14 protein-coding genes are annotated in these 12794 nt (G+C 54.0%); 4 read left to right on the forward strand and 10 right to left on the reverse strand.

Annotated features, from left to right (window positions below; all coding sequences use genetic code 11):
* Positions 1–28 precede the first annotated feature (28 nt).
* On the reverse strand, positions 29–1066 hold the full coding sequence (locus V6575_RS12360; RefSeq protein WP_340274665.1) for a cell division protein FtsX: 1038 nt from the start codon (positions 1064–1066) through the stop codon (positions 29–31).
* Positions 1067–1073: 7 nt separating this feature from the next.
* Complete coding sequence (gene ftsE / locus V6575_RS12365; RefSeq protein ID WP_340274667.1) at positions 1074–1733, reverse strand: cell division ATP-binding protein FtsE; 660 nt, start codon at positions 1731–1733, stop codon at positions 1074–1076.
* A 194-nt stretch (positions 1734–1927) separates the two neighbouring features.
* On the opposite strand from ftsE, the gene V6575_RS12370 reads away from it, so the two are divergent.
* From V6575_RS12370 to V6575_RS12380, 3 genes are read left to right on the forward strand one after another with little or no spacing between them, the layout of a single operon-like run.
* Complete coding sequence (locus V6575_RS12370; protein WP_340274668.1) at positions 1928–2806, forward strand: zinc-ribbon domain-containing protein; 879 nt, start codon at positions 1928–1930, stop codon at positions 2804–2806.
* 1 nt (position 2807) lies between these two features.
* Positions 2808–3374: a hypoxanthine phosphoribosyltransferase gene (gene hpt, locus V6575_RS12375; protein WP_340274669.1), complete on the forward strand. Its 567-nt coding sequence runs from the start codon at positions 2808–2810 to the stop codon at positions 3372–3374.
* A gap of 2 nt (positions 3375–3376) precedes the next feature.
* Positions 3377–3775, forward strand: coding sequence for a response regulator (locus V6575_RS12380; protein WP_340274670.1), 399 nt, complete (start codon positions 3377–3379; stop codon positions 3773–3775).
* 82 nt (positions 3776–3857) lie between these two features.
* Here V6575_RS12380 and V6575_RS12385 read toward each other — a convergent pair whose 3' ends face one another.
* From V6575_RS12385 to argH, 4 genes are all read right to left on the reverse strand, one after another.
* Complete coding sequence (locus V6575_RS12385) at positions 3858–6446, reverse strand: TIGR02302 family protein (protein WP_340274672.1); 2589 nt, start codon at positions 6444–6446, stop codon at positions 3858–3860.
* Positions 6447–6539: 93 nt separating this feature from the next.
* Positions 6540–7814, reverse strand: a complete 1275-nt coding sequence (gene lysA / locus V6575_RS12390; protein ID WP_340274674.1) for a diaminopimelate decarboxylase — start codon at positions 7812–7814, stop codon at positions 6540–6542.
* 25 nt (positions 7815–7839) lie between these two features.
* Entirely contained in the window at positions 7840–8088 is a 249-nt protein-coding gene (gene lptM / locus V6575_RS12395) for an LPS translocon maturation chaperone LptM (protein ID WP_340274676.1), read from the reverse strand.
* Between the two features lie 103 nt (positions 8089–8191).
* Positions 8192–9577: an argininosuccinate lyase gene (gene argH, locus V6575_RS12400; protein WP_340274677.1), complete on the reverse strand. Its 1386-nt coding sequence runs from the start codon at positions 9575–9577 to the stop codon at positions 8192–8194.
* Between the two features lie 41 nt (positions 9578–9618).
* On the opposite strand from argH, the gene tlpA reads away from it, so the two are divergent.
* Complete coding sequence (tlpA, locus tag V6575_RS12405; protein WP_340274678.1) at positions 9619–10281, forward strand: thiol:disulfide interchange protein TlpA; 663 nt, start codon at positions 9619–9621, stop codon at positions 10279–10281.
* Between the two features lie 26 nt (positions 10282–10307).
* On the opposite strand, the gene V6575_RS12410 is transcribed toward tlpA, so the two are convergent.
* The 4 genes from V6575_RS12410 to V6575_RS12425 form a co-directional block, all read right to left on the reverse strand.
* The gene (locus V6575_RS12410; RefSeq protein WP_340274679.1) at positions 10308–10514 is read right to left on the reverse strand and encodes a hypothetical protein; all 207 of its coding nucleotides are present in this window, start codon (positions 10512–10514) and stop codon (positions 10308–10310) included.
* A 36-nt stretch (positions 10515–10550) separates the two neighbouring features.
* A complete protein-coding gene (locus V6575_RS12415) occupies positions 10551–10811 on the reverse strand; it encodes a hypothetical protein (RefSeq protein ID WP_340274680.1) in 261 nt (86 codons plus the stop codon).
* Positions 10812–11022: 211 nt separating this feature from the next.
* On the reverse strand, positions 11023–11235 hold the full coding sequence (locus V6575_RS12420; protein ID WP_340274682.1) for a hypothetical protein: 213 nt from the start codon (positions 11233–11235) through the stop codon (positions 11023–11025).
* A gap of 75 nt (positions 11236–11310) precedes the next feature.
* Positions 11311–12789, reverse strand: a complete 1479-nt coding sequence (locus tag V6575_RS12425) for a class I adenylate-forming enzyme family protein (protein WP_340274683.1) — start codon at positions 12787–12789, stop codon at positions 11311–11313.
* Positions 12790–12794 lie beyond the last annotated feature (5 nt).

Raw genomic sequence — 12794 nt, forward strand, 5'->3', positions numbered from 1 at the left:
ATTTTGGAAAGCAAAGCACGACCGGTGGTCAATCCACACGTTTTAAATGGGCTTTGACTGCCAATCCGGACGTTAAGGCAGTCAAAACAGCGACCAGGAACACAACCCCAATCACACCAAGATAGCCAGGAAGGCTGACGGATACGGTACCGAACAAGGCGGATAGCTGATCAGATCCGGCCTGACCACCACCACGCCGGGTGAAAAGGTCGAGGATCAGGAACAGCATTGACGCGAACACACCACCCGAAATTCCGCCTTTGAGACCAAGCACCAGAAAATGCCTCTGGAACTCGCGTGCAATGAAACTGTCTTCGGCACCGACAAAATGCAGCACAGACACAACATCTTTGTTGCCTGCCATAGCCGACTGAGTGGCAAACACGACACTGAGCACCATCGACCCCAGAACAAGCAACATAATGCAGACTCCGCCAAAGACGACAGCACCCGCCATGGCTGAAAGTCGGGACGTCCATACCGAATGATCATCCAGACTTGCGCCTGCGACCTGTCGCTCCAGCGAGGAGCGCAACTGGGCGAGATCAAGGGCTTCGGGATCGTCAACGGTAATTTGTATCAGACGAGGAACCGGGAGACTGTCGAGGTCCAGGTTATCTCCAAGCCAAGGCTGCAACAAAGCACGCGTTTCATCGTCAGACAGGGCCCGCACAGTTTCCACACCCGGAAACTCCTGTGCCAAAGCCACGGCCTTATCGATCTCGCGCAACATATCGATCCCATCAGCAGGCCGAATTTGAATTGTCACTTCGCGGACAAGATCATTCTGCCAATCATCAGCAGCGTCCCACACAATGGAAACGCCGCCAATTGTCAGGCAAGCCAGAAAACTCATGATCGCGACAACGAGGGTCAGCGCCCGCCCGGCAACAGATTGCGGCGGCACAATTGGTGCGGCGGACCGCAATTTCACCGCGGCCTGCGTTTGCGAAGGTTTTTTCCCGTTGCTACGCCGGGGCACGGTCGGTTTAGCCGGCATGCGCAATCCCTTGATGCGGGATGCTGTCTTGCTCCGAGCGATGGCCTTCTTCACGTCTTTAACCATCGGCCCCTCAATCGAATATCTGCAGACGGCCGTCTGCCAGAACCATGCGCCGAGCATCCACTTGCTCCAGAAGAGCTATGTCATGAGTGGCAATCACCACAGATGTCCCCAACTTGTTCAATTCCATGAAAAGCCGCAAAAGCCGACGTGCCAAGGGAGGGTCCACATTTCCGGTTGGCTCATCCGCCAAGAGAACTTCGGGCCGCGTGATCAGGGCGCGCGCAATCGCAGCTCTTTGTTTTTCACCACCAGATAGAACTGGCGGCAGGACATGCATGCGATCACCGAGGCCAACCCACTTCAAGAGTTCGATCACATCAGAGCGGTATTCTGACTCTTCCTTACCTGCAACACGCAAGGGCAGTGCAATATTTTCATAGGTCGTCAGATGGTTCAACAAACGAAAGTCCTGAAAAACCACACCAATTTTACGGCGTAAGCTTGGCAATTCATCTTTTCGGATGACAGATAAGTCGCGATCAAAAACCTTGATAAGTCCGCGAGTTGGCTTCAACTGCATGAAGAGCAATCGAATCAAGCTTGTTTTGCCGGCCCCGGAAGGACCCGTCAGAAACTGAAAAGACTGCGGTTCAATCCGAAACGTCAGGTCTCGCAGGATCTCCGAACCCATGCCATATCTCAAGCCGACGTTTTCAAAACGGATCACTTGTGTCCTCCTTGGAAAGTCCGCACGCTAACGACCTCGCGTTAACGCTTCATTAAACATATGAATGTCCTTTAGAAGACTGAGTGTCAGGCTAATATCAACAGGCAGCCTATCGCTAAATCTATGCCGGATATCCACCCGCACGGCTACTCTGTGAAAGCCATCATACACATTAAGGCGAAGGGTCTTCTTACATGAAGATCAAATGTCCGGACTGCAGCACATCTTACGAGATAAAACCGGAAGCCTTAGGGTCCGAAGGGCGGAGTGTGAAATGCGCGCGCTGTGGCAACCGCTGGTTCGTTGGCCTCGAGCCAGAGGCGGAGGAAATGGACCTCAAGCCTGCGGCCTCAGCCGATGAAGAAAGCTGGGCCGAAGATGAAGCCGACGAAAATGCAGTTACTGAAGAAACAAGTTTCGCGGCAGCTGCAGAAGAAAGTCCGGCCCCCAGACCAACCGCTACAAATACGACCACACCAGCTGCTGTTGAAGCCGATGATGATGGCGACGACGACGCGCCCATCGACATTGAATCGATGGCAAAGCGTCCAAAAATCACGGTCAATCCAAACAAGTTCAAGCGCAACCGGTTTGGCGCGATCTTGCAGTGGATCATGCGCCGCAACTTCCGCCGCATGGGTGGGCTGGCTTTCTTAATCATCGCAATCAGCCTATCCGGATTTGTGTTCCTCATTCGCGACAACATCGTGAAACAAGCCCCCGACCTGGCGAGCCTTTTTGAAATTATTGGGTTTGATGTCAATTTGCGCGGTCTGGAATTCAGAGACCTGAGAACCTTCCATGACGTAGCAGAGGGAAAACCTGTGCTTGTCGTCGAGGGATCTATCCGCAATATAGAAGACACAACAACGCCGGTTCCAGCGGTCCGTCTCTCCATTCGGGGTGGCGATCTCCAGGAGATATATTCCTGGACCGTAGAACCGAGAACCAAAATGCTCAAAGCCCTGGACGAAACACGGTTCAGAACCATTCTCGCCGACCCGCCAACGGATGCAGCCGATATTCAGGTCCGCTTCATTGATCGCGACAAACGTCAGGTAGTGCTCGAATAAAATGACGATCCAAATCAACACCCTCTTCGATGAAAACGTTATTTCTGCGCGTGTCGCCGACCTGGCTGACTCCATTGCGGAAGCGAAACCGGAAAATCTTCTGGTCGTTGCGATCCTAAAAGGCAGCTTCATTTTCGCCGCCGACCTGGTGCGCGCAATGCATAGATCAGGCCTAACACCAGAAATGGAATTCATGCATCTTTCCAGCTACGGCGCGGGTACGGAAAGTGCAAAAGAGATACGGATTTTACGCGATGTCGAGAGTGACGTTAACGGGCGGGATATAATATTAGTCGATGATATCCTGGAATCCGGACGCACACTGAGCTTTGCCAAGGAACGAATGCTGAAACGGGGTGCAAAGTCAGTGCAGATCGTCGCGCTCCTTGACAAACCAGAGCGCCGTAAAGTCGCCATCAGTGCCGACTATGTAGGATTTGCATGCCCGGATAAATTCGTCGTTGGTTACGGAATGGACATGGGACACGCTTGGCGGCAATTGCCGTTCATCGGCTACGTCGTTCCCGGAGAAGAGACCGGGACCGATGGGGAGAACGAAGGAGACTGAACTTGGCTCGCATTCTTCTGACGGAAGATGACGATTCTGTTCGCAGCTTTGTGAAGCGGGCACTGGAGCTGGATGGCCATTGGGTCAAGGCAGCTGAAGATGGCGCGGAAGCTGTGGAGGTTCTTGCGCGCGAGGAGGGCAAGTTCGACCTGCTCGTATCAGACATTAAAATGCCCATCATGGACGGAATTGCACTGGCTGTTCACACATCGCGCGACTGGCCATCCGTGCCGATCCTGCTCATGACCGGGTTTGCTGACCAGCGTGAACGAGCCGGTGGCCTCGATGCCTTGGTGCATGATGTCATCACCAAGCCGTTTTCTCTGGCAGATATCCGTCGGTCTGTTCGCCATGCAATCGCTGGCGTTGTTCCGGAACAAACACGCCTCTACGCGAGCTGAAAATCCGAATCCAGGCCTTTATTCTCGATAACGCCCGGGTTTTGCTTTGCCGAAAATTCGCAAGACCGCGAAATGGCTCCGCTCAGTAGCGCTTCAAAAGGCGCTCCAGATAATCCAGTTCAAGCTTCGGCCGCGACGGGTCAGAGAAGCGGCGTCTCAGCTCTTCCAGAATACGGCGAGCCCGCTGTACATCAATTTCATCGGGAACCTTGACCTGATTGCCGAAATCTGGCCCTTCAGTCCGGCGCGGGCGTCCCAGCGGATCTTCATCACGCGGAGATCGACCTTGCGCCATTCCCGGGCCTTCGCCCTGCCCCATCATCTGCTCGGCCATACCCTCTGCACCACGGCGCAGGGCATCCAGCGCGTTGCCTTGCTGACCAACGGCCTGCTCGCCCTGCCCCTCACCAAGAGACTCTTGCGCCTGTCCCATGGCTTCACCGGCTTCGCCGAGTTCGTTGCCTTCGCCTTGGCCATTTTGCGCCATTTGATCCATCAACTGCTGAAGCTGTTGCGCCAGGTCTCCCTGTCCCTCCTGCAGCTGCTTCAAAGCCTCCGCAAGTTGTTCGGCGGTCATTGGCTGTTGCCCAGGCTGCTGTCCGCGCTGTCCTGATTGCCCCTGCTGCTGGCGTTGCCGATTCTGCTGTTGTTGCCGGTTGAGCTGATGGGTTTCATCCATGAGCTGTTGCTGTTTCTGGATCATTTCACCCAGCTCGTTGAGCATCTCCATCATTTCGCTTGTCATGCTATCGGGCGACATTTGCGGTCGCCCCGCTTGCATGTTTTCCATCATCTGTTGCATCTGCGCCAGAAGTTCGCGCGCTGCATCACGAGAACCTGTGCGGGCCAACTCCTCGATCCGGTCGAGCATTTCACTTAGATCTTGCTGGCTGAGACTTTGCTGTTGCTGCGAATTGAAAGGCTGCATTTGCTGAGGATTGCGGCGCATCTGATCCGCAAGAGCCTGCATATACTCATTCATAGCCTCGCGTAGGTTCTCAGTCAGTTTGGCAATTTCCTCATCGCTTGCGCCCTCTTCAAGGGCTTTTCGCAGAGCCTCCTGAGCGTCTCTCAAAGCCCGTTCAGCCAGAGAGAGATCACCATCCTCAATTGTTAGCGCCAGATCCCATAAGAGCGGCAAAAGCTCCCTAAGCTCATCATCAGACTGCGCATGAACGAGGCTCTTGTAAGCAAATCGCAACCCAAGGTAATCCTTTGTCGGCATCCCAAAGCTCGCCGGCGCGAGTAGCAGCGCATCGAAAGCCATCAAGACACGGGCATGATTGTTGGCATCAAGGGCAAGATTACGCCGTTGTTCAACAACAGCGCGCGCCAAGGGTTTGCGAAATGGACGTTGTGGCAATGTGAAGACATGGGGTGGTGAAACACCCTCCTGTCCAGCCTGATCGCGGGCAACCATAGTCAACTCAACATCAGATCCAGCCCATGGGTGAGACGTGATGTCCCGGATTGTTTCTCCCGTCTTGGCCGTCCCCGAGCGTGAGGGAAGTGACAGGGGAAACTGCGGCGCTTCCACCAGAGGTCTCGACGCCCCAAGCACGTTCTCAGATTTTGACACTGGCTGGATAAATGCCTCCGCAGACACCACCCCATAGTCATCTTTCACCAGATAAGAGAATTTCAACGCACCGGACAATTGCTCTTCCGGATCATTGGTCAGTCGAATTTCAGGTGCTTCATCTGGAAGAACATCAAACGCCCAGCCAGTTATCAGCGTTTCGCCAGAATAAAGCTCAATACGCCCGGAGCCTGCAAGCAAAGCACCACGCTCCACTGGCAGCTTATTTGAAGCGACCAACTCCTCGTTCGGCGCATCCTCTTCATTAGCTTCAATGTCACCAGAGACTTCCATACGAAAATCTTCTGCACCTTGGCTGCGCACGACAAAAACGGTTCCTTCAGGGACCTTGATTGGAGCGGTCTGATCCCGCAAGGCTGCGCTTTCACCCGTCAAATAAAGGGGTGGCTTGTCAGTATAGAGCGGCGGTGTCACCCAAGCATCCAGGCGGCTCGCAATCGCGGCGACATCTACGGGCGCCCGAAAGGCGGAGCCCAGCCGAGACCAGCGATCTTCCCCGCTGGACACCATTCCGACAACAAGCAGCATCAGGGCAGCGACGCGTACTGCATAGGGATCAAGCTTATAGGCGCGCGGATCCGGCGCACCGGCCCGCATAGCCTTTAGAGCTTCGGCCATACGGCGCTTATGCAGCCTCCAGAGCGCCTGCGTCGCGGGATCAGCGCGCCCAGTCGCAAGACTGTCCTCAACGGCCGTCAGAGGTCTGTGACTCTGCTTAGATGAACGTTCAATACGCGATAACGCATCCTCGCGAGAAGGCCATTTCAGAAGCAAGAGATCCCGAAACGACCAAACTGCTGCAATGGCAAAAATACAAAGCCCGATCAAACGTACCCAAGCTGGTAAAACCAGCCAGCCGCCGATCAGGGAAAATCCGATAAAAATCGCAAGGACTACAAGGCCGGGAAAGACTGCCCGCCAAAACCGCTCCAAAAACAAAGCAGCGCGACTGCGCTTGACCAAGGTTGCCAACCGGTCATTCGCCTGCTTTAGGAAAACCTGACGTTCTTCGGGAGTTTCAGTTCCCGGAATGTCTTGGGTCTTGCTGTGGGTCGTGTCGCGTCGGTCCAAACCTTGCGCCTCCGTTCATTCCTCACCCAACTAAAGTGAGGCATATAACGGGTTACGGCAAGTTGTCGAAACAACCAAATCGCGAAATTACGTTCACGAGGATTTGAGCCAGGCCGGAATCTTGTCCAGTTTAAGCAGCTCGTCATAGGTTGGACGAGGGCGAATAACAGCGAATTCGCTATCCTTTACCATAACTTCGGGAATCAACAGTCGTGTATTGTACGTGCTGGACTGGGTCGCTCCATAGGCACCAGCAGAATACACAGCTAACAGGTCATCCGCAGCCACGTCCGGCAAATCACGGTTCTGCGCCAGATAATCCCCAGTCTCACAGACCGGACCGACAACATCAGCCCTGATTCGGACCGCGTCCGGAACGGGCTCGCGAACCGGACCAACTTCGTGATGGGCTTCATAAAGCGTCGGGCGTATCAAATCATTCATCGCCGCATCAACGATGACAAAATCCTTCGCAGCACCCTTTTTCACATAGATGACCTTGGTGACCAGGATTCCCGCATTGCCAGCAATCAGACGGCCCGGCTCAAAAATAACCCGGCAATCCAGTTTGGTGACATGCTTCTTCACCACTTCCGCATAGGCATCCGGCTGTGGGGGGGGATTGTTATCAACCGCATAGGGAATACCAAGACCGCCGCCCAAATCGACGTGGCTGATCACATGACCATCGGCCCGCAGGTCCCCAATCAACTCACCCAGGCGGGAAAAGGCAGAATCAAACGGATCCAATTGCGTGATCTGCGACCCGATATGCATATCGATGCCACTGATCTTGATATTTTGAAGCCTGGCAGCCTCGGCATAGGCCATGCGTACCTCTTGCCACGGAATGCCAAACTTGTTTTCGGCCTTACCAGTCGAAATCTTCGCATGGGTTTTTGCATCAACATCCGGGTTGATACGCAGGGAAACACTTGCGGTCTTTCCCATTTCACCAGCTACCCGCGAAAGCTGTGCCAGTTCCGGCAGGGATTCAACGTTGAAGCAAAGAATGTCCTGTTCAAGCGCATACGATTGTTCGGCTTCAGTCTTGCCGACGCCTGAAAACAGGATCCGCTCGCCCGGCACGCCAGCGGCGCGCGCACGGCGCAACTCACCTTCGGACACCACATCCATGCCCGCACCAAGATCGGCCAGCGTTTTCAAAACAGCCAGATTGGAATTTGCCTTCATCGCAAAGGCGACAAGCGAATCCAAACCTTCAAAAGCTGAGGAAAACACATTGTAATGCCGCACGAGAGTTGCGGTCGAATAGCAGTAGAACGGCGTGCCGACTTCCGCAGCAATTTCCTCAACGGGTACATCCTCAGCAAAGAGGGTGCCGTTCCGGTAATGAAAATGATGCATTAAAAACCTCGAAACGTGAGCCTGATTAAATCAGTGCGTCAAGAAAAAAGCCTGATCTGGAGGGCTCCGTCGGCCTTTGAACCGCGCTACCAGCGCCCGGGGCGCTGGAATAGGGAACCACCGGAACCGGTGTCGCGACAGCAGGGGTTTCCGCCGGTGTACTTGCCACAGGAAGCTCTAAAGCTCCTCTTCTGCCACAAGCAGACAAGCCGAGCGTCAAGACAACAGCCAAGCTGCAAAGTATCACAGAATTTACGCCGCGTTTCAGTGCCATGGATCCAGCCTGTCCTGTCCGATCAATAACGTGTCTCTTCTCCTCGCATGGCAAGACGCCGACAGCAAGACCGTCAGCACCACACCAAGCTCAGAAAAGAGGACTAGTCCTTTGCCAGGTCTTTCAACCAGCGGCGCGCCTGCTTGCGAACATTCACCGGCGAAGTACCGCCATAACTGGTACGCGACCGGACAGATTTATCGACCGAAAGAACCGAGAAGACTTCTTGCGTGATCTTCGGCTCGACGGCCTGCATTTCATCAAGAGACACTTTATGCAGCTCGATGCCCTTGTCGACCGCAATACCAACAATCCGGCCAGTGATATGATGAGCATCGCGGAACGGCAAGCCAAGCACGCGCACCAGCCAGTCAGCAAGATCGGTAGCAGTGGAATAGCCAGACCCAGCTGCTTTCTTCATCACCTTGGTGACAGGCTCCAGATCCTTGATCATGCCGGTCATCGCCGCCAGAGCCAGGGAAATGCTCGCCAGCCCATCGAAGGCCTGCTCTTTGTCTTCCTGCATGTCCTTTGAATAGGCCAGCGGCAAACCCTTCATCATCGTTAGCAACGCATGCAAAGAGCCATAGATACGGCCTGTCTTGGCTCTGACAAGTTCGGCTGCATCCGGATTTTTCTTCTGCGGCATGATCGACGAACCGGTCGAGAACTTGTCCGACAACTTGATGAAGCCGAATTGCGCAGAGCACCAAATGACAATTTCCTCTGCCAAGCGCGACAGATGCATGGAACAGATCGATGCAGCAGACAGGGCTTCAATGACAAAGTCACGATCAGAAACACCATCCAGGGAATTTCCCATTGGACGATCAAAGCCAAGCGCTTCGGCTGTCGCCTTGCGATCAATCGGGAAAGACGTGCCGGCAAGAGCCGCAGAGCCCAGCGGGCTTTCATTCATCCGTTTTCGTGCATCGCGCACACGGCTGCGATCTCGGGAGAACATCTCAACATAGGCAAGCAGATGATGGCCGAAGGTCACCGGCTGAGCGGACTGAAGATGCGTGAAACCGGGCATGACGTCGCCTGCATGGAGCTCTGCCTTTTCGGACAAGGCCTGCATCAAGTCCGTCAACTGCTCATCGAGCGTGTCCATCGTATCGCGTACCCAGAGGCGGAAATCTGTCGCCACCTGGTCATTGCGGGAACGCCCCGTATGCAAACGCCCCGCAGTCGGGCCGATCAATTCGGCAAGCCGCGCCTCGATGTTCATATGAATGTCTTCAAGCGCACGGGAGAACTTGAACTCGTCATTTTCGATCTCTAACAAGATCGTGTCTAGACCTTGAGCAATCTTCACGGCATCGTCAGGTGAAACAATGCCCTGAGCTGCCAACATGGCAACATGGGCTTTCGAACCCGCGATATCCTGCCTATATAGCTTGCGATCGTAATCGATAGAGGCGTTGATTTCCTCCATGATTGCGTCTGGTCCTTCAGCGAACCGACCGCCCCACATGCGATTGCTCATGCCCTGTTCCCTAAGAGATGCCCCTTGCGAGGTCTTGAAGAATGACAAACACGACCGAAACCGGACAACGCCCAAAACGCAAATTATTCGTCGCAGGCATTGCCGGCGCAGTGGCCGCTCTTGCGGCGGTATACGTGATCGTCAGCCCAAATGGCAACTCAATCGGTGCCACTAGCTGTACGCAAGCGCTGAAAACAGCCCAAAACGTCAAACCATTCGCCACCGGAGAGGTCGCAGCGTTCCTGCCAGCGCAAAAACCGCTGCCACTGTCAGAACTGACCTTCAAGAATCCAGACGGCACTGTAGCGACTATGTTGGATTTCAAAGGCAAGACTGTGCTGATGAACCTATGGGCAACATGGTGCGCACCATGTCGTAAGGAAATGCCTGCGCTAAATGACCTGCAGGCTGACCTGGGCAGCGAGGACTTCGAAGTTGTTGCTGTCAATCTGGATCGAGGCGGATTGGACAAGCCGAAAGCATTTCTAGCTGAAATCGGCGTCGACAATCTAACTCTCTATCACGATGGCACCAATAAGCTCATGACGGACCTGCGCTCAAAGGCAAGGGCCACTGGTTTGCCAACGACCATTTTGGTCGGCCAGGACGGGTGTGAAATCGGAACGATGTATGGCCCCGCAGAATGGGCATCCGGCGAGGCTAAAAAACTTATTGAGGCTGCATTGAAGTCAGTCTCCGGGTAGGCAATCCGACCGAACTCATCGCCAGCTCAGGCGCTAATGTCCACCGCATCGCCGAGACCCGGTATCTTGCGGGTTTCACGCCGGTCTTGCTGTGTGATATCCTGAGATTCTTCCAGTCGATCAACAACCTGACGCTCCTGAGCATTAGAGTCCTTGATGGCATTCGTCGCCAGCTCACTGCGCACACTATAGGCGTTGCTGGCAGCTCCTGCGGCCCCTGAGATTTCTGACATACTGCGCTCTCCTGTGGCGATGGGGTTGGATGCAAATCAGATACTGATGTCAAGCCTGTTGCCGAGACCTTGTTCGGCTTCTCGCGTTTGCACGCGGCCTTCTATTTGTTCAGCCTGACGGGCAAGTACTTCAGCCCGGTTGCTGCTTAGATTTGCCTGTCTTTGAACAGTCTCGGCCACGGCCTTGTCCTGCTTAACGTCAGCCTGCTTCAGTTTTTCTACTGTTTGATCCGGGCTGGCAAAGCCCTCTCTAGGGTTTAATGCCTGCGCAGAACCGTATCCTGTAACTTCAGGCATGTTGGTATCCACTTCTTGAACCAAAAGCTCATGCTCAATATGGTCCGAAAAGAAGTAAATAACAGTAAATGCAATTATTTACTTAGAGTTAGAAATAACAAAGCAATAACATATGAAGTATATATTTAAATAAAATTATAGCAAAATCCGTGTAAGACACTGATAATGAATAATTTTTATAATTACCGGAAAATAATCACTTGGGGCAGGATCAGACTGAAACGTCGACGCTGCCGCCCAAACCGGGAGGAGGTGCGCTGGAGGTTGAACCTGCAGCCTGAAGGCTTTGAGCTCCGGATTCAAGAAGATCAACTACACTGGCTTCAGTAGCCGCTGCCATCTTCATCATTTCATTTTGAAGTGCCATCCCGGTCTGAGCCTGAGATGTTGCTGCAAAAGTTGTTGCGATGCCAACCGAATCCATGAAGACCTCCTGTCCTGAAAAACATATTGAAACGACAGCAATTAAAACAATCTTAACAAAAGATTGACGTGGCATTCAAAGCAGCGCTTTACGCATGATCTTGCCGGAAGCTGTACGCGGCAGTTGATCTACGAACCGATAGGCTTTCGGACGTTTGTAGTCAGCCAGATGCACAACGGCCCAATCCGCCAGAGCTGTCTCATCGCCAAATGCCGGATCAACCGGCACGACAAAAGCCGTGATCAGACGGACTCCAGGGCGCATCTCGACTGCCGTAACTGCAACTTCAGAAACTTCAGTATGCGCAGCAAGGCATCGCTCGACTTCTTCTGGAGCAACCCGGTAGCCGAACGCATTCATCAGATCATCACAGCGGCCTTCATACCAATAGTAACCGTCTTTATCCTGACGCGCGCGGTCACCGGTGAGAAACCAGCCAGCACGAAATACCGCTTCAGTTTCCTCAGGGCGGTTCCAATAGCCAATCATCAGACCGGGCTCGCCCTCATGAATCGCAAGCAGCCCAGGTTCGCCAACCGGCGCAAAAGCCTCGTCGTCATCGCTCTCACTCAGAATCGCAATCCGACGACCCACCTGTGGCTTGCCTGAAGATCCCGGACGGGTCGGAACATCAGGTCCACTGGAGAGATAAGTCGAAATCTCGCTCATCCCGAGAGCTTCATAAAGCGGACGACCGGTACGCTCGGTCCATGATTGGTGAAGATCAGCCGGTAAAGCCTCTCCGGCGGTCAAACCATGGCGAAGGGCTGGAAAAGACGTTGGCGACACATCTCCATACTTCAAAATACGACGATAAAGGCTTGGTACAGCCGCAAACAGCGTTGCATCGCATTGTTCAATCAGCTCTGGCCAGACATCAGGGTCTCTAGGACCATCATAAACAATGCTGGTTGCGCCATTGGCCCAAGGATCCATCAGGCCAACGCCCAATGTGTAAGTCCAATTGAAGGCTCCAGCATGCAACAGACGATCAGAACTCCGAATCCCATACCAGCCTTGATACATGGGAGCACGGCCACTGGCAGCGCGCTGCGCATGCAACACGCCTTTCGGTGTTCCGCTGGTTCCAGATGTGTAAATCAGAAAAGCTGGATCATCCGCTTGGGTATCAGCGTAGGAACCCGCTGCGCCTGCTTTGAGGCGAGCAATATCATCGGGCCCGATCAGAAGCCCCGCGCCCTCAGGCAAAACAGTCTGACCATCGTGAACAACTGCCGTCGCCCCGCTATCCTGAAGGATCGCGCCAGCCTCGGAGGCTGTCAGAAGATCGGATGTTGGAACCGGAATGTAGCCACCAGCAATCGCTCCAAAGTAAAACAGCGGGAAATCACTGGAATGACCTAGCCTCAGCAAAACACGGTCAAAACGCTTTAGACCCAACGCACCAAGTCCAGCGGCAATTCGAAGAACCATGTCTTCAAGATCACCATAGGACCAGATCTCCAGCTGAACCCCGCCAGCCCCCACCACTTCCAATGCCGTGGCGGAGTGATCCACCGCAGCATTGGTCAAGCAGTAACGAGCAAGGTTCATTGCGC

It is taken from the genome of Roseibium algae, assembly GCF_037783265.1.
Taxonomy (GTDB): Bacteria; Pseudomonadota; Alphaproteobacteria; order Rhizobiales; family Stappiaceae; genus Roseibium; species Roseibium algae.